Below are 18,666 nucleotides of genomic sequence, written 5' to 3'. Positions count from 1 at the left end.
AGAATGTTCAGCTGCCCCGGTAGGTCGAATAGGACCAGGGCGTCATCACCAGCGGCACATGGTAGTTCTGATCGGGGTCGAAGACGCCGAAGGCGATCGTCACCCGGTCGAGGAAGCGCGGGCTGGGCAGTTCCACGCCCTGGGCGGCGAAGTAGTCGCCGGCGTGGAATACCAGTTCGTACTGCCCGGCGCGCAGCTGGGCGCCTTCGAGCAGGGGCCCGGCGCAGCGTCCGTCCTGGTTGGTGAGTTCGCTCTTTATCAGGGTGCGGCCGCAGGAATCGACGGCATAGAGGTCGAACTTGACCCCGGCGCCGGGACGGCCGTGCGCGGTGTCGAGGACGTGGGTGGAAAGCTTGCCCATATGGCTCCTATATGTGAACGATGAACTGCCGTATGCGGGCAATCATATACCGTTGTGCTTAGCGCAATATATGATCGACGATATACCCACCTCCAGCGCTTTCCATGGACACCTACGCCAATTACCCGCGCGACCTGGCCGGCTACGGCCGCCATCCTCCCCATCCGCAATGGCCTGGCGGCGCCCGGATCGCCCTGCAGTTCGTGCTGAACTACGAAGAGGGCGGGGAGAACTGCGTGCTGCACGGCGACCCGGCCTCGGAAACCTTCCTGTCCGAGATCATCGGCGCGGCCGCCTTCCCGATGCGCCACATGAGCATGGAGTCGCTCTACGAATACGGTTCGCGCGCCGGGCTGTGGCGGGTGCTGCGCCTGTTCGAGGAGCGCGGCCTGCCGCTGACCGTGTTCGGGGTGGCGATGGCGCTCAGGCGCAACCCGGAAGCAGTGGCCGCTTTTCGCGAACTGGGCCACGAGATCGCCTGCCACGGCCTGCGCTGGATCTCCTACCAGAACGTGGACGAGGCCACCGAGCGCGCCCACATGCGCGAAGCGGTCGAGATCATCCGCGAACTGACGGGGGCGCCGCCGCTGGGCTGGTACACGGGACGCGATTCACCCAACACCCGGCGCCTGGTGGTCGAGCACGGCGGCTTCGCCTACGACGCCGACCACTACGGCGACGACCTGCCGTTGTGGCAGCGGGTCGAGCACACCGGGCCGGACGGCGCCCCGCACACCAGCCCGCACCTGGTGGTGCCCTACACCCTCGACACCAACGACATGCGCTTCGCCGCGATGCAGGGCTTCAATTCCGGCACCCAGTTCTTCGACTACCTGAAGGACGCCTTCGACGTGCTCTACGCGGAGGGCGATCCCAAGGGGCTGAACCAGCCCAAGATGCTGTCGATCGGCCTGCATTGCCGCCTGGTCGGCCGGCCGGCGCGGGCGGCGGCGCTGGCGCGTTTCCTCGACTACGTGCAGCGCCACCAGCATGTCTGGGTCGCGCGCCGCATCGATATCGCGAATCACTGGAAAAGCGTGCACCCTTACGTAGAATGAAGTGTTGCGCCTGAATAGTTGATATTTGGATTTGTTGATAAGCAATATCAGATTTTGATTATATGAAGGACGGTCGCGGATGGTAGCCTTCCGCCCTTGCGCGTTTGCCAAAGTCACTGCGAGACCAGCATGTCAGAACCGATCCGATTCTTCTACCGCGGCGCCGTCCACGAAATCCGGGACGCCGCGCCCACGCAAACCATCCTGCAGCACCTGCGGGAGGACCTGCATTGCACCGGCACCAAGGAAGGCTGCGCCGAAGGCGACTGCGGCGCCTGCACCGTGGTCATCGGTTCGCTGGAAGACGGCGAGGTCACGCTCAAGGCGGTGAATTCCTGCATCCAGTTCACGCCCACGCTCGACGGCAAGGCCTTGTTCTCGGTCGAGGACCTGCAGCAGCCCGACGGCACGCTGCACCCGGTGCAGCAGGCCCTGGTCGAATGCCACGGGTCCCAGTGCGGCTTCTGCACCCCGGGCTTCGCCATGTCGCTGTGGGGCATGTACGTCAAGCAGGAAGGAAAACGGCCTTCCCGCTGCCAGATCGACGACGCGCTCTCGGGCAACCTGTGCCGCTGCACCGGCTACCGTCCCATCATCGACGCCGCGCGCCGCATGAGCGAGCTGCCGCCGGTTGCTTTCGACCGCGCTGCCCTGGCCGAGCGCCTGAGCGGACTGCAGCGCAGCCACGGTTTTTCCTACACCGCCCACGGCCAGCGCTTCCATGTGCCGCGCACCCTGGAAGAATTGGCAGCGCTGCGCGCCGGGCACCCGGCGGCCGTGCTGCTGGCCGGCTCGACCGACGTCGGCCTGTGGGTCACCAAGCAGATGCGCGTGCTGAACGACGTGATCTACCTCGGCCAGGTCGCGGCCCTGCAGGCGGTCGAGGAAGGCGAGGGCATGCTGGAGATCGGCGCCGGCGTCAGCCTGGAAGACGCCTATGCGGCCGTGTGCCGCCACTATCCGGACGAGCTGTCCGAGCTGTGGCAACGCTTCGCCTCGCTCCCGATCCGCAATGCCGGCACCCTGGGAGGCAATGTCGCCAACGGCTCGCCCATCGGCGACTCCATGCCCTGGCTGATCGCCCTCGGCGCCCAGGTGGTGCTGGGCAGCGGCGGCGGCCAGCGCGTGCTGGCGCTGGAAGACTTCTATCTCGGCTACCAGCAGAAGGACTTGCGTCCGGGCGAATTCGTGCAGGCCGTGCGCGTGCCGCTGCCGCGCCCCGGGCTGCGCTTCCGCACCTACAAGCTGGCCAAGCGCTTCGACCAGGACATCTCGGCGGTGTGCGCGGCCTTCGCCTTCACCCTGATCGGCGACACCATCGCGAGCGCGCGCATCGCTTTTGGCGGCATGGCCGCCACGCCCAAGCGCGCCAGCACGGCGGAGGCCCTGTTGGCGGGCAAGCCGTGGACCGAGGACACGCTGCGCGCGGCCATGGCCGCGCTGGCCCAGGATTACGCGCCGCTGTCCGACATGCGCGCTTCCAGCAGCTACCGCATGCAGGCCGCCCAGAACCTGCTGCGCCGCTTCTGGTTCGAGACGCGCACCATTGACCCGCTGCCGGCAAGCAGCGTCAACGCCTTCGCGCTGGCAGGGAGTGCAGCATGAACGATACCGTCGTGCCCGAACTGAAGACCTGGAAGGAAGTGGGCCGCGCCCGCTTCCACGAATCCGCCGAGCTGCACGTGCTCGGCCAGGCCACCTATACCGACGACATTCGCGAACTCGCGGGTACCTTGCATGCCGCCCTCGGCCTGTCGGCGCGCCCGCATGCGCGCATCGCCGCCATCGACCTGGAACCGGTGCGCGCCAGCCGCGGCGTGGTCGCGGTCTTGACGGCCGGCGACATCCCCGGCACCAACGACTGCGGCCCCATCATCCACGACGATCCGATCCTGGCCGATGGGCTGGTGCAGTATGTCGGCCAGCCGATCTTCATCGTGGTCGCCGACAGCCACGACAATGCGCGCCGCGCGGCGCGCCTGGCCCAGGTCAGCTACGAAGACCTGCCGGCCATCATGACGCCGCAGGAGGCGCGCGCCGCCCGGTCCTGGGTGCTGCCGCCGATGCGCCTGGCGCGCGGCGACGCCGAACAGGCGTTTGCCGGCGCCCCCCACGTGGTCAAGGGCGAACTGTACGTGGGCGGCCAGGAGCAGTTCTACCTCGAAGGCCAGATCGCCTACGCGGTGCCGGGCGAGGACCGCGGCATGCACGTCTACTGCTCGACCCAGCACCCGAGCGAGATGCAGCACGTGGTCGCGCACGCGCTCGGCCTGCATTCGCACCACGTGACCGTGGAATGCCGGCGCATGGGCGGCGGCTTCGGCGGCAAGGAATCGCAGTCGGCCCTGTGGGCCTCCGCCGCCGCGATCGCGGCCGCGCGCCTGCGCCGTCCGGTCAAGCTGCGCGCCGACCGCGACGACGACATGCTGGTCACCGGCAAGCGCCACTGCTTCCACTACCTGTACGAAGTCGGCTACGACGAATCCGGACGCATCGTCGCCGCCAAGGTCGACATGGTCTCGCGCGCCGGCTTCTCGGCCGACCTGTCCGGGCCGGTGGCCACGCGCGCCGTCTGCCACTTCGACAACACCTATTACCTGTCCGACGTCGAGATCCGCGCCGCCTGCGGCAAGACCAACACCCAGTCGAACACCGCCTTCCGCGGCTTCGGCGGGCCGCAGGGCGCCATCGCCATCGAGTACGTGATCGACGAGATCGCACGCAGTCTCGGGCGCGACCCGCTCGACATCCGGCGCCTTAATTTCTATGGCCGCAGCGAGCGCAACGTCACGCCCTACGGCCAGGAAATCGTCGACAACGTGATCCACGAACTGGTGGCGGAGCTGGAGGGCAGCAGCGAATACCGCGCGCGCCGCGCCGCGATCCAGCAGTTCAACGCCGCCAGCCCGGTGCTCAAGAAAGGCCTGGCGCTCACGCCGGTCAAGTTCGGCATCGCGTTCAACGTGACCCACCTGAACCAGGCGGGGGCGCTGGTGCACGTGTATGTGGACGGCTCGATCCTGGTCAACCATGGCGGCACCGAGATGGGGCAGGGCATCAACACCAAGGTGATGCAGGTCGTGGCCCATGAACTGGGCGTGGACCTGGGGCGGGTGCGAGCCAGCGCCACCAATACCAGCAAGGTCGCCAACACCTCGGCCACGGCCGCCTCCACCGGCGCGGACCTGAACGGCAAGGCGGCCCAGGATGCGGCGCGCACCATCCGCGAGCGCCTGGCGGCCTTCGCGGCGCAGCAGTACGGCGGCGCGGCCAGCGAAGTGCGCTTCGCGGCCGACACCGTGTTCGTGAACGGCCTGGTGCTGCCCTTCGGCGAGCTGGTCGCCAAGGCCTACCTGGCGCGGGTGCAGCTGTGGTCGGACGGCTTCTACGCCACCCCCGGTCTGCACTGGGACCCGAAGACCATGACCGGCCATCCGTTCTCCTACTACGCCTACGGCGCGGCGGTGTCGGAAGTGGTGGTCGACACCCTCACCGGCGAATGGAAGCTGCTGCGCGCCGATGCGCTCTACGACGCCGGCCGTTCCCTGAATCCGGCGATCGACATCGGCCAGGTCGAAGGCGCCTTCATCCAGGGCATGGGCTGGCTCACCACCGAAGAGCTGTGGTGGAACGCCTCCGGCAAGCTGATGACCCACGCACCCTCGACCTACAAGATCCCGGGCGTCTCGGACTGCCCGGAAGACTTCCGCGTGCGCCTGTTCGAGAACGCCAATGTCGAGGACAGCATCCACCGCTCCAAGGCCGTGGGCGAACCGCCGCTGCTGCTGCCGTTCTCGGTGTTCTTCGCGATCCGCGACGCCATCTCGGCGGTCGGCGGGCACAAGGTCAACCCGCCTTTGAACGCACCGGCGACCTGCGAGGAGATCCTCAAGGCCATCGCCGCCGTCGAAGCGGCAGCAAGCCAGGGCGCCTGAATGGACGACTGGCTGACAGCCGCACCGGGCGTGCCCGCGGTGCTCGTGACCGTTGCGCGCGTGGAAGGCTCCGTGCCGCGCGAACCGGGCGCGCGCATGCTCGTGCAGGCGGATGGCTTCCTGGGCACCATCGGCGGCGGCCACCTGGAGCACCGCGCCCTCGACATCGCGCGCGCCATGCTGCGCGATGGACGCAATGCCTGCCTGGAACGCTTCCCGCTCGGCCCCAGCCTGGGCCAGTGCTGCGGCGGCATCGCCTACCTGGCTTTCGAGCCGGTGGACGCGGAACAGCTGGCGCTGCTGGCCGCGCGCCGCAACGAAGACAGCTGGCGCCTGGTGGCGCTCGACGGCCAGGCGCAGTGGGGCCTGTTCGACGGCCAGGGGCGCTTGCTGGCGGGCCAGGCCGGTCCGTCCTTCGCGCTTGACGCGGGCACCCACGTGCTGGTGGAGGAGGGCGGACGCCGCTGGCTGCTTGATGCCGTGCTGGCTCCGCGCGCCCACCTGATGCTGTTCGGCGCCGGCCATGTGGGCGCTGCCATCGTGCGCGCCCTGGCCGAACTGCCTTGCCGCGTGACCTGGGTCGACGAGCGCGAGGAGGAATTCCCAGCGACGGTGCCCGCCAACGTGAGCATTGAGGCGACCGACACGCCCGAAGCGCTTGTTGAAAAAGCGCCACGCGGAACCACCTTCCTGGTCATGACCCACAGCCATGCACTTGACCTGCGCCTGTCGCACGCGATACTGTCGCGCCCTTGGGACGATTGGTATGGGCTGATCGGGTCGGACACCAAGCGCCGCCAGTTCGAGCACCGCCTGCGCGAACGCGGCATCCTTGAAGCGCGCCTTGCCGCCATGGTGTGTCCCATCGGCCTGCCCGGCATTGCCGGCAAGGCGCCCGCCGTGATCGCGGCCTCTGTCGCGGCCCAGCTGCTGTCCCTGTGGGAAGCGGCCGCGCACCCTGAACCTTCTTCGGAATCCAACTGATGTCCACCGCACCGCAAAACGTGCAAGCCTACCGTGCGAGCTTGCTGCATTTTCACGCCGACCCGGCCTTCGACGAGCGCGCCCATGCCTGGCACGAGGACGGCCTGCTGGTCGTCGAAGATGGCAAGGTCAAGGCCGCCGGCGACTACGCCCGGCTCGCGGCCACCCTGCCGCCAGGGCTGGAGCCGGTCGACTACCGCGGCAAGGTGATCACGCCGGGCTTCATCGACACCCACCTGCATTACCCGCAGACCGATATGATCGCCTCGCCGGCCCCGGGCCTGCTGCCCTGGCTGGAGACCTATACCTTCCCGACCGAGCGCCGTTTCGAGGACCCGGCGCATGCGCGGTCGACCGCCGAGTTCTTCCTCGACGAGCTGCTGCGCTGCGGCACCACCACCGCCGTGGTCTACTGCACCGTTCATCCGGGTTCGGTCGACGCCTTCTTCGAGGCCAGCGAGGCGCGCGGCCTGCGCATGGTGGCCGGCAAGGTGCTGATGGACCGCCACTGCCCGGACTTCCTGCGCGACCTCGAGGGCGACCTGGGCCAGAGCGAAGCCCTGATCAACAAGTGGCACAAGCGCGGCCGCTCGCTGTACGCGATCACGCCGCGTTTCGCCCCCACCTCGACCGAGGCCCAGCTCAAGCTCACCGGCGAGCTGGCGGCCCAGTACTCGGACACCTTCATCCAGACCCACGTGTCGGAGAACAAGGACGAATGCCGCTGGGTGGGCGAGCTGTTTCCGCAGGCGCGCAGCTACCTGGACGTCTACGAGCGCTACGGCCTGATGCGCCCGCGCGCCCTGTTCGGCCACTGCATCTGGCTCGACGACGAGGACTTCGCGCGCATGGCCGCCACCGGCTCTGCTGCGGCGGTGTGCCCGACTTCCAACCTGTTCCTGGGCAGCGGCCTGTTCGACTTCGAGCGCGCGGACGGCGCCAAGGCGCTGCTCTCGCTCGGGACGGACGTGGGAGCTGGGACCTCGTTCTCGATGCTGCAGACCATGAACGAAGCCTACAAGGTGGCGCGCTTGAAGGGCAGCTACCTGCCGGCGCTGCGCATGTTCTACCTGGCCACCCTGGGCGCGGCGCGCAGCATGCGGCTGGAAGACACCATCGGCAGCTTCGCGCAAGGGAGGGAGGCGGACTTCGTGGTGCTGGATCCGAAGGCGACGCCGCTGATGGAAAGGCGCACTTCGCATTGCAATTCGCTGGAAGAGCTGCTGTTCGCGCTGGCGCTGCTGGGGGATGACCGCACGGTGGCGGCGACCTACTCGGGCGGGAACAGGGTGCACGGACGGGGTGAGTGAACTTGGCCGGGACCCGGGTTTGCGTGATCAGCGTCAGCCCAAACCCATCAATATTGCCAACCTTGAACGAAGCAGTTAGAGTTGCCGCGATCCCGGCGCCACCCGCGCCCTCCACCAGAAAGCATCATATGACCAAGAATTTGATCGCCGGCGCGATGCTGGCGCTGGCCGTCGCCGCCCAGCCGGCCCTGGCCAAGGGCCCGGCGTCGAGCGCGAACGAAACCGCCGCCGCCAGGCACTACGCTTCCCTGATCGCCGGCGAACCGAACCTGGCCGAGCTGACCCTGTTCTTCACCCAGATGCCCAAGGGCGGCGACCTGCACCACCACTACTCGGGAGCGATCTACGTCGAGCAATACATCGACTTCGTCGACAAACAGGGCTACTGCGTCAGCAAGCAGACCTACCAGATCGAGACCAGGAAGGATGTCATCGCGGCCGAGCGCGCCAAGCCGGTGTCGGAACGCACCTGCCTGACCGGCGCCGAGATCTACGCCGACGACCACACCTGGCGCGAGCTGCTGCAGCGCTGGTCGAACAAGGACTTCGGCAACCACGGCGCCTTGCAACCGCCGCCGGACCGCCTGTTCTTCCAGACCTTCGGCTTCTTCGGCCCGGTCTCGAACAGCAACTTCCGCGAGGGCCTGCAGGAACTGAAAAAGCGCGCCATCGTCGAAAACGTCGGCTACATCGAGACCATGTTCAAGTCGGCCCCCGCGCTGCCGAACGCCGACTTCGACAAGCAGGCCTTTGCCAACGCCGGCAACGACGCCGCGCTGGACGCCCAGCTGGCCGCCGCCTGGGCCGCGCTGGACAAGGACGAGGGCTTCAACAAGTCGATCGACAAGTTCGTGGACACGGTCAATGATGCCTCCGAAGGCATCGACGACGAGCGCTTCACCATGCGCTACCAGTCCTACGTGTTCCGCCTGATGAGTCCTTCGCTGGTGTTCTCGTCGATGATGGCCGCGTTCAAGTCGGACCTCGCGAGCGACAAGATCGTCGGCGTCAATATCGTCGGCCAGGAAAGCAGCCACGTCGCGATGCGCGACTACGCGCTGCACATGAAGATGTTCCGCTTCCTGCGCGCCAAGTACCCGGACGTGAAGGTCGCCATGCACGCGGGAGAGCTGGCCATGGGCGACGTGCCGCCGGAAGGCCTGAAGTTCCACATCGACCAGGCCCTGGTGGTGGCGGGCGCCCAGCGCATCGGCCACGGCCTCGACCTGGCGCACGAGACCAATGCCCCGGCGATCATGAAGAAGATGCGCGAGGACGACATCCCGGTCGAGATCAACCTGACCTCGAACGCCTTCATCAGCGGCATCGAAGGTGCGAACCATCCGATCAGCCTGTACCGTAAATACGGAGTCCCCTACGTGATCTCGACCGACGACGCCGGCGTCACCCGCCATACCCTGTCGAACGAGTACGTGCTGTTCGCCAGCCGCTACAAGCCAAGCTATGGGGAGTTGAAGAAGGCGTCGTACGACAGCATCCGCTACGCTTTCCTCCCAGTGGCGGAAAAGCAACGCTTGACCCGTCAGCTGGATCAACGATTCGCGCGTTTCGAAGCCGGGATCGCGACCCTGTCCAAGGCCGCCAAGCTGGCGCATTGAACTTTCCTACACGGTCTGGACGCCCCATCCGGACCGCCTTCCGGTTGCGCCGGATTAGTGACTTTCTGATCACTAATTATCCATAAAACAACAAATGTGGCCATCTCGCTACAAAAAATCCGGTCTCGCGGCCGGTTCAATGAATTTTTCACCAAAAAAAATTCCACGCATTTGCCGATCCGTATAATCCCGCCTTGGAATTTGCTTGAGGAAACACCTACTTTGTAGCGCAGTTACAACGGTCTCGCGAGTATTTATATCAACAAAATATAAATAAGTAAGCGAAATCGAATTTGCCCGCCGGTTGACGCTAATGCATATTGCCGAAAGTAATATGGATCAGTGTGATGTTATCCAGCTTGTAACTTCATTGTCATTTAAGAACGCTACAATCGCCGCCGCTTGTGAGCAGGCTGCCGGTCCGGAAGCAAATCAGGTTTGCAGTACTGAAAGAGGGGCCCGCCGGGTTCCCGTATATAACTATTAGTTCTTTTTGGGGTTATCGATGATCACTCAACAACAGATCCGGCTCACCAAGTTGGCGCTGGCTTTGTCGGTTGCGCTGGCGGCGGCGCCGTCGTTCGCACAGAACACCACCTCGGCCGTCAACGGCCGTGTCGCCGGCGCCGATGGCAAGCCGCTCGCCGGCGCCCAGGTGACGATCGTTCACGCTGAGTCGGGTTCTGTCAGCAATGTCACCACCGACGCCGAGGGCCGCTATGTCGCCCGCGGTCTGCGCGTGGGCGGTCCTTACACCATCACCATGACCAAGGACGGTATCGTCGAGAAGTACGACGGCGTGTACCTGCAGCTGGCCGAAACCACCACCGTCGACGGCCGCATCGGCGCGCCGGCCGCCGTGGTGACGGTGACTGGCGCAGCGCAGTCGAACAAGTTCAACAGCGCCAACATGGGTTCGGGCACCAACCTGAGCCGTGCAGACCTGGCTGCCCAGGCCTCGATTTCCCGCAGCCTGTCCGACTACGCCCGTAACGACCCGCGCCTGTCGCAGACCGACAAGGAGCGCGGCGAGATCTCGGCCGGCGGCATGAACTCGCGTTTCAACTCGATCACCGTCGACGGCGTGTCGATCAGCGACCCCTTCGGCCTGGAGGCGAACGGCCTGCCGACCGACAAGCAGCCGATCTCGATCGACGCGATCCAGTCGGTCCAGGTGAACATCTCGAACTACGACGTGACCCAGAAGGGCTATGTCGGCGCCAACATCAACGCCGTCACCAAGTCGGGCACCAACAAGTGGAGCGGCAGCGTCTACCAGGTGTTCCGTAACGACAAGCTGGCCGGCGACCGCTACAACGAAACCGACGGCACCTACTCGGCGCCGAAGCCGTTCAAGGAAACCACGACCGGCGCAACGCTCGGCGGCGCGCTGATCAAGGACAAGCTGTTCATCTTCGCCAGCGCCGAAAACACCAAGAGCTCGCGCAGCGCGCCGGAATTCGGCCCCCTGGGCAGCAGCCTGACCAACGCCGGCATCACCCCGAGCTCGATCGCCAGCCTGCAGAGCCTCGCCCAGAGCCGCTACGGCATCGACGTCGGCAGCTCCGAGGTCCCGAGCGGCTTCGAACTGGACGTCAAGGACCGCCTGGTCAAGCTCGACTGGAACATCAACGACGACCACCGCGCCAACATCCGCTGGCAGAAGACCGAGCAGTCGGAACCGCGCTTCTCGGGCTACTCGGCCACCGGCGTCTCCCTGAGCTCCTACCTGTGGAGCGACCACAAGTCCACCGAGTCGATCGTCGCCCAGGTCTTCAGCGACTGGACCCAGGACCTGTCGACCGAATTCAAGATCTCGCGCCGCGAATTCGACAAGGGCCAGACCACCAATTCCGACCTGCCGTCGATGGCCCTGCGCTTCTCCGGCCCGCTGCCGGCCGGCACCCCGAGCTCGGTCCGCACCGGTAACCGCTTCCTCAACTTCGGCACCGAGCAGAACCGCCAGTTGAACGAACTCGCGACCAAGACCTTGGACGTCTACGGCGGCGCAACCTGGCACATGGGCGACCACGAGATCAAGTTCGGCGGCGACTTCGCCAAGAACGACATCTACAACCTCTACCTGCGCCACGCCAGCGGCACCTATACCTTCGGCTGCACCAACTCGAGCGCCAGCTACACCTACTCCTTCGGTGCGGTGAACTGCTCGACTTCGCCGGCGGACGTGATCGAACGCGCCGTCCTCGAGAACTTCTCGATCGGCCGTCCGCTCGACTACATCGCCCAGGTCGCCCTGCCGGGCCGCACGCAGCGCGACGCCGCCGCGCTGTGGACGCTGAAGAATACCGGCCTGTTCGTCCAGGATACCTGGAAGGTCAACGAGCGCCTCAACCTGACCTACGGCGTGCGCTACGACCGCGCCAGCACCAACGACCGTCCGCTGCGCAACGATAAGGTTGCCGCTGCGAAGGTGGCCGGCCGCTACGGCACTACCCCGGCGACCCTGGTGCGCGAGACCGGCGGTTTTGGCCTGGACAACACCAATACCATCGACGGCGAATCGCTGATCCAGCCGCGCGTCGGCTTCAACTACCGCGTCGACGCCAAGCGCCCGACCCAGATCCGCGGCGGCATCGGCCTGTTCGGCGGCTCGGCCCTGAACGTCTGGCTGGGCAACCCGTTCGCCAACAACGGCCAGGCGGTCCAGACCTACGGCTGCGGCACCCTGACCTTCTCGGCTTGCCCGACCGTCGGCGGCACCTTCAGCGCGGACCCGGACAACCAGCGCGCGGTCGGCCCTGGCGCCGCGACCGTCGACGTGCTGATGCCTGGCTTGAGCCAGCCTTCCGCATGGAAGACCACGCTGGCGGTCGAGCATGAGCTGCCGTGGTACGGCATCGTCGCCAGCCTCGAGTACATGCGCACGGACGTCAAGACCGGCATCTACTTCCGCGACATGAACCTGGGCGCGGCGACCCGCACCGGCCCTGACGGCCGCGAGATGTTCTGGACCGAGACCGGCTACACGGCCTCCTGCGCCAACGGCACCGGCGGCTTCAACACCAGCGGCGCTTGCGTGGGCCACCGTGCGCGCGCACTGTCGAACGCCGCCTTCACCAACGTGATGGCGATCAGCGAGACCACGAAAGGCAGCGGCAACCTGGTGACCCTGGCGCTGAGCAACAGCCGCTCGAAGGGCTTGCGCTGGAACGCCGCCTACACCTACACCGAAATGACCGAGGTCAGCAACCTGAGCTCGTCGACCTCGGCCTCGAACTGGCAGGGCCGCCCGGTCTTCAACCCGAACGAAGATATCGTGGCGAACTCGTCCTACCTGGTGAAGGACCGCGTCAACGCCTCGCTGAGCTGGGACAAGGCCTTCTTCGGCAAGTACAAGACCACCTTCGGCGTGTTCTATGAAGGCCGTACCGGCAAGCCGTACAGCTGGACCTTCAACAACGACATGAACGGCGACGACGTGCGTTCGAACGACCTGATGTACATCCCGAAGGCTTTCGGTTCGGGTGAGGTGGTCTTCCGCGGCGACACTGCGACCAGCCATGTCAATGAGCAGAAGTTCTGGGATGTCGTGAACGCGAACAAGGAACTGCGCACCGCCGCCGGCGGCGTCGTGGGCCGCAACAATGCGTTCTCGCCGTGGACCAACAGCATCGACATGCGTATCAGCCAGGAAGTGCCGGGTCTGTTCGCAGGCAACAAGGGCGTGCTGGTATTCGACTTCATGAACGTTGGCAACATGATCAACAAGCGCTGGGGCCGTATCAACGAGATCGGCTTCCAGACCGCTGGCGGCAACTCGCGCAGCTTCGTTGACTACGCCGGCATGGAGAACGGCAAGTACGTCTACCAGGTCCGTGACCAGGTCGAGGACTTCCAGACCAAGCAGTCGAAGGGCGAATCGCAGTGGGCAGTCCAGGTGACCGCTCGCTACGAGTTCTGATCCTCTAGCGCGGTAATCGAGAACGGCCGGTGGCGACACCGGCCGTTTTTTTATTTGGGTGAGAACCCTGTTTTCCGGCCTGCGAAATGGCCGGCTGCATACCGAGAACATGCCATGACCGTTTCCCTGCGTGCGCCCGCACGATTTTCCGTTGTCCTCGCCGCCTGTGCGCTGGCCGGCTGCGCCAGCACCGCCGGCCAAGGCCCCGTGACCATCAACCTGGTCGCCATGAACGACTTCCACGGCAACCTCGAGGCGAGCCGCTACGTGCCGACCGGCGCCGACGGCGCCAAGGAAAAGCCGATCCGCGCCGGCGGCCTCGAAGCCGTCGCGAGCGCGCTGCAGGCCTGGCGCAAGGAAGATCCGGACCTGCTGTTCGTGTCCGCGGGCGACCTGGTGGGCGGCAGCCCGGCGCTGTCCTCGCTGTGGGCCGACGAGCCGACCATCGAGGCGATGAACATGCTGAACCTGCGCGTGAGCGCGGTCGGCAACCACGAATTCGACGCGGGCCGCAAGGAGCTGCTGCGCCAGCAGCACGGCGGCTGCGATTCGCCGCGCCCGGCCAAGGCCTGCCAGACGGGCAAGGACTTCAAGGGCGCCCGATTTACCTACCTGGCCGCCAACGTGATCGACAGCGCCACCGGCCAGCCCTTCATCCCCGCCTTCCGCATCGAGGAAGTGAAGGGCGTGAAGGTCGGCCTGGTCGGCGCGGTGCTGCAGGGCGCCGATTCCGTCGTCATGGCCTCGGGCATCGCCGGCCTCAAGTTCGGCGGCGAAGCCGAAGCGATCAACAAGGCGGTTCCCGCCATGCGCGCCCAGGGCGCAGACGTGATCGTCGCGCTGGTGCACGAAGGCGGCACCACGAAGGAAGCGCCGCTGCAGCCTGGCTGCACCGGCCTGGAAGGCGCCATCGTCGACATCGTCAGGAAGCTCGACCCGGCGATCAGGCTGGTGATCTCGGGCCACACCCACCAGGGCTTCCTGTGCCAGGTGGACGGCCGCACCGTCACCCAGGCCGCTTCCGCCGGCCACCTCTTGAGCCGCATCTCGATGAAGGTCGATCCGCGCACCGACAGCGTCACCGATCTCCAGGTCCGCAACGTCGTCATGACCCAGGACCTGTACCCGGCCGACCCCAGGATCGCGGCCTTCGTGGCCTCGGTCAAGGAACGCAGCCGCGCCGCGCTGGCGCGCCCGATCGCGACAGTGGCCGGCGCGCCGGTGCTGCGCAAGAAGAACGAGGCCGGCGAATCGGCGCTGGGCGGCGTGATCGCCGACGCCGTGCTGGCCGCCACCCGCGGCCAGGGCGCCCGGATCGGATTCATGAACGAAGGCGGCATCCGCAAGGATCTGGAGGCGGGCGAGGACAAGGTGGCCAGCTTCGGCCAGACCCAGGCCGTGCTCCCCTTCGGCAATACGCTGGTGGTGATGGACCTGAGCGGCGCCCAGCTGCGCAATCTGCTGGAACAGCAATGGGCGCGCCCGGCCGCCTCCGACACCTCGATGCTGCAGGTGTCGCAGGGCTTCAGCTACCAGTGGGACGCCAGGCGCCCGATCGGCAGCCGCGTGGTCCCGGGCAGCATCAGGCTGGACGGCGTGGCAATCGAGGACGGCAAGACCTACCGCGTGGTCGCCAACAACTTCCTGGCCGAAGGCGGCGACAACTTCCCGGAATTCGCCAAAGGGACCAGGCGCGTCGAGACCGGCCTGCTGGACCTGGACGCCTTCACCGACTACCTGAAAAAGAACGAAGGGCAGGGCGCCGCGCTGGCTCCCACCGCACCACGCATCATCAAGGCACAATAAACCGATCGGAATATCATGAAAAAACTCGCATGCGTCCTGGCGCTGACCAGCGCCTTCGCCTCCTTCGACGCCGCGGCCTGGGGCCGCGACGGCCACCGCGCCGTGGGCGCGATCGCCGACAAGCTGCTGAAGGGCAGCTACGCCCAGAAGCAGATCGCCGCGCTGCTGCAGCCGGGCGAATCGCTCGAATCGATCGCCAACTGGGCGGACTGCGTGAAGGGCACCTACTGCGGCCCGCAGACCGCGGAGATGGTCGAGTACGTGAACGGCAACCCGAAGCACAGCGAGTACCACTACACCGACGTGCCCTTCCAGCTGGAGAAGTACCATGACCACGGCGTGGGCACCTCGGAAGTCGACATCGTGCAGACCCTCAAGCAGTGCATCGCGGTCCTGCAGGGCAAGACCGACCCCAGCCTCAACCCGCACAAGTTTACCAAGCGCCAGGCCCTGATCCTGCTGGCCCACTTCGCCGGCGACATCCACCAGCCGCTGCACGTGGGCGCGGCCTTCGTCAGCAAGGACGGCAAGTTCGTGGTGCCCAAGACCCACGCCGAAGTCGACGAGGCCACCATCTTCGATTCGCGCGGCGGCAACAACCTGCTGCTGGACGACGCCAGGATCGCCGAACTGGCCGCCGGCCTGATCCCGCCGGGCGACCCGGCGCCGGTCAAGGAAGGCGTGCCGAAGGCGCTGACCAAGCCCTTCCACTCCTATTGGGACAGCACCACGGTCGATTACGCCTTCCGCCGCATCCAGGTCAAGTCCCCTGAGCAATTCGCGCAGGCCGCCATCGCCGGCAACCCCCAGGTCGCCACGGCCAAGGGCGACCCGATGACCTGGCCCTACCAGTGGGCGGACGACGCGCTGGTGGTGTCCAAGCTGGCCTATGCCGGGGTGGCGCCGGGCAAGCTGACTCCGCAGACCAGCAAGAAGGGCGAGACCTACTATACCTTCGCGCTGGAAGTGCCGGCCAACTACCCGGTGCCCAGCTCGGCGGTCGCCAAGACCCAGCTGATCAAGGGCGGGTATAACCTGGCGGCGCTGCTGCAGGCGATCTTCCCCGAGCAGGGCTGATGGTGGGCCTGGCCGGCGGAATTTCCTGTTGGCTACAAAATGCCGGGCGAACCTGCCCGGCGCTAGAATGTGTGCGGGACAATTTTGGCTCGCACGCTTGCATGTTTTCTCTTCCCTCCCTGCCTTTGCTGCATCCGCGCCGCGTGCTGCCGGCCTTGTTGTCGGCCGTCTTGCTGTGCGCCAGCGGGCTCGCCGCGGCGGAGCCCGTGAGGGTGGTGCTCGACGACCTCGACCGGCATGGCTACGCGTCGCCGCTGCTCGGCATCCAGCGCCTGCAGGCGGCCGAGGACCGGCCCGATGCCGGCGCGCCCGTGGCGCAGCAGCTCCGCTACCACGTCACGCTGGCCCAGCTCGCTGTGCACGGCGAGCACAAGCCTGAGCTCGCGAGCGCCCTCAAGCAGCTGGAGCGACTGGCTGAAAGCGGGCGCTGCACACCCTGCGGCTCCTACCTGCTGGCCTTGCGTATCGGACAAGCGGACCTGGCCAACCAGCGCGCGGCCATTCAGCCCTTGCTGGACCGGCTGGCGGCGCTGCCGCCCTCCAGCGACCTGCGTTTCGAGGCCTTGCGCCTGGGAGCGCTGTCGCGCGCGCGCATGCTGTTGGGGGAGGATGCGGCGGCGCTGAGCCTGGGCCTGCAGGCGGTCGAAACGGCGGAGCGTGCCCGCCTGCCGGCCTCGGAGGCGCGCTTGCTGAATGCGCTGGCAAGCGTGCATTTCGCGCGTGACGACATGGCCAGCGCACTGCGCGTGGTCGACGACAGCTACGCGATCGCGGAGCGCATCGGCTTTCGCTTCGCGATGGCGCAGGCCGGCATCAATCGGAGCTATGCCTATGGCACGCTCAAGCAACCCGCCAGGGAATTCCAGGCCCTGCTCGACGTGCTGCGTATCACGAAGGACACGCCCGGCGCCGAAGCGCTCGAGCAGATCGCGCACTCCAATCTCTCCGCCTACCACATCCACCGCGGCGAGTACGCGCAGGCGATCGCCGCGACCCAGGAAGCGGAACGGCTGGCCCGCCAGGTGGGTGACGACATCGGCCTGGCCTTCGCCCTGAGCAACCGCGGCAGCGCCCTGGCGCGCAGCGGCCGGGTCGACGAGGGCATCGCGCTGATGCGGCAGGGGATGGCCGTTGCCGAGAAGGCGGGCGGCCGGCGCGAAGTGGTGGACCTGCTGTCCGAGCAGGCGAACGTGCTGGAACGCGCGGGCCGCCACCGCGACGCCCTGGCCGCGCTCAGGCGCGTGGTCGAGCTGTCCGGCGCCATCACGTCCGCTGAACGCGAGAAAGCGGTGCTCGAGCTGCAGGAAAAATTCTCCGCCGAGCGCAAGAACCGCGAGATCGAACGCCTGTCGCTCCAGAACGCCCGCGCGCAGGCGGAAGTGGCGGCCCACGCATGGCGCCAGCGCCTGTGGGTGGCGCTGGCGCTGGTCCTGCTGCTGTCGGCGGTGCTGCTGGTGCTGTGGCTGCGCGAGGCGCGCCGCCGCAACCGGGCGCTCCTGGTCGACAATGCCGCCCTGGCATCGCAGTCCGTGCACGACCCGCTCACCGGCGTCTTCAACCGCCGCCACTTCGAGCAGCTGATGGCGCAGCAGGAAGCCACCGTCCACGGGCGCTCGCGCGACCGTCACTACCAGGCGGCGGTCGGGCTGCTCCTGCTGGACGTCGATTTCTTCAAGCGCATCAACGATACCTGGGGGCACGCCGCCGGCGACGCGGTGCTGAAGGAAGTCGCCGCGCGCCTGAGCGCCCTGGTGCGCGAGCAGGATGCGGTGGTGCGCTGGGGCGGCGAGGAATTCGTGCTGGTGCTGCCCGGCACCTCGCCCGAAGGACTGCCGGTGATCGCCGCCAAGGCGCTCAGCGCACTGGGCCGCGAGCCGGTGATCCACGAGGGGCGCGAGATTCCCGTGCGCGCCTCGGCCGGCGCCATCGCCTGGCCGGCCTGGCCGGGCCAGGACTGGATGGATGCGGTGCATGTGGCCGACCTGGCGCTCTACCTGTCGAAGTCGGGCGGCCGCAACCGCGCCACCTGCTTCATGGGCGTGCGCGAAGGGATGGACCCAGGTCGCGTGCACGGCGACCTCGCCGGCGCGGCAGCAGCAGGGGAGGTCGACTTGCAGGTCGTGCCCGGCTGGTCCGCGGAATAAGATCTTCCGCAATCCAGGCGGCTGCATTCTTGCAGCCATGGAGGCTTAATTCGGCGCTCCAGGCAGCTTCACGTCAAATATGCATGCGCTCCGAATAAAATTAATTCTCGTGACATATAATCGTCTTGTCTTGCTCGACTGATTAATGGATTTTGTTAGTATTGCTCCCGGCGAATAAACACCGATGAGTGTGTGTGCCGAAAATACTGGCCAGAAAACTGGCGATTCAAATCATTATAAAAATGGAGTAGACAATGCGTGTAATGTCGGAGATGGAAATGCAATCGGTGTCGGGCGGCGTGGATAGCTGCAGCTCGAGCGAATTCGTTAAAGAAGGCTTGGCCGGCGCAATCGTCGGTGGTTCGGTCAGCTGGTGGACCGGCACCGGCATCATCGCCGGCGCCGCGATCGGCGGCGCCGCAGGCATCGTCGGCCAGAGCGTCAAGTGCG

General features: G+C 66.5%; 12 protein-coding genes. 11 read left to right on the top strand and 1 reads right to left on the bottom strand.

Going from position 1 to position 18,666, the window contains the following annotated elements:
- Window positions 1-7 precede the first annotated feature (7 nt).
- Window positions 8-361: a hydroxyisourate hydrolase gene (uraH, locus tag J8847_RS17610; RefSeq protein WP_211526012.1), complete on the bottom strand. Its 354-nt coding sequence runs from the start codon at window positions 359-361 to the stop codon at window positions 8-10.
- A gap of 104 nt (window positions 362-465) precedes the next feature.
- On the opposite strand from uraH, the gene puuE reads away from it, so the two are divergent.
- The 11 genes from puuE to J8847_RS17555 form a co-directional block, all read left to right on the top strand.
- Window positions 466-1,419, top strand: coding sequence for an allantoinase PuuE (gene puuE, locus J8847_RS17605; RefSeq protein ID WP_211526011.1), 954 nt, complete (start codon window positions 466-468; stop codon window positions 1,417-1,419).
- 129 nt (window positions 1,420-1,548) lie between these two features.
- Window positions 1,549-3,024: a xanthine dehydrogenase small subunit gene (gene xdhA, locus J8847_RS17600; RefSeq protein ID WP_211526010.1), complete on the top strand. Its 1,476-nt coding sequence runs from the start codon at window positions 1,549-1,551 to the stop codon at window positions 3,022-3,024.
- Window positions 3,021-5,354: a xanthine dehydrogenase molybdopterin binding subunit gene (xdhB, locus tag J8847_RS17595; RefSeq protein WP_211526009.1), complete on the top strand. Its 2,334-nt coding sequence runs from the start codon at window positions 3,021-3,023 to the stop codon at window positions 5,352-5,354. The genes xdhA and xdhB overlap by 4 nt, the downstream gene beginning before the upstream one ends.
- Window positions 5,355-6,338, top strand: coding sequence for a xanthine dehydrogenase accessory protein XdhC (gene xdhC / locus J8847_RS17590; RefSeq protein WP_211526008.1), 984 nt, complete (start codon window positions 5,355-5,357; stop codon window positions 6,336-6,338).
- Window positions 6,338-7,648, top strand: coding sequence for a guanine deaminase (guaD, locus tag J8847_RS17585; RefSeq protein WP_211526007.1), 1,311 nt, complete (start codon window positions 6,338-6,340; stop codon window positions 7,646-7,648). Before xdhC ends, guaD begins: the two co-directional genes overlap by 1 nt.
- Window positions 7,649-7,776: 128 nt before the next feature.
- Window positions 7,777-9,267: an adenosine deaminase gene (locus J8847_RS17580; RefSeq protein ID WP_211526006.1), complete on the top strand. Its 1,491-nt coding sequence runs from the start codon at window positions 7,777-7,779 to the stop codon at window positions 9,265-9,267.
- A 505-nt stretch (window positions 9,268-9,772) separates the two neighbouring features.
- Complete coding sequence (locus tag J8847_RS17575) at window positions 9,773-13,189, top strand: TonB-dependent receptor (protein WP_211526005.1); 3,417 nt, start codon at window positions 9,773-9,775, stop codon at window positions 13,187-13,189.
- A 114-nt stretch (window positions 13,190-13,303) separates the two neighbouring features.
- Window positions 13,304-14,995 carry a bifunctional UDP-sugar hydrolase/5'-nucleotidase gene (locus tag J8847_RS17570; RefSeq protein WP_211526004.1) on the top strand — a complete coding sequence of 564 codons (1,692 nt, stop codon included), beginning with the start codon at window positions 13,304-13,306 and terminating at the stop codon, window positions 14,993-14,995.
- Between the two features lie 15 nt (window positions 14,996-15,010).
- Window positions 15,011-16,072, top strand: coding sequence for a S1/P1 nuclease (locus tag J8847_RS17565; RefSeq protein ID WP_211526003.1), 1,062 nt, complete (start codon window positions 15,011-15,013; stop codon window positions 16,070-16,072).
- A gap of 101 nt (window positions 16,073-16,173) precedes the next feature.
- Window positions 16,174-18,216, top strand: a complete 2,043-nt coding sequence (locus tag J8847_RS17560; protein ID WP_211526002.1) for a diguanylate cyclase — start codon at window positions 16,174-16,176, stop codon at window positions 18,214-18,216.
- A 254-nt stretch (window positions 18,217-18,470) separates the two neighbouring features.
- The coding region (locus tag J8847_RS17555) for a Blp family class II bacteriocin (RefSeq protein ID WP_211526001.1) at window positions 18,471-18,666 on the top strand (196 nt) is incomplete at its 3' end.

Origin of the sequence: Massilia sp. AB1 (assembly GCF_018119385.1) — a bacterium.
GTDB lineage: Bacteria > Pseudomonadota > Gammaproteobacteria > Burkholderiales > Burkholderiaceae_D > Telluria.
This window is presented reverse-complemented; position numbering and strand designations above follow the sequence as displayed.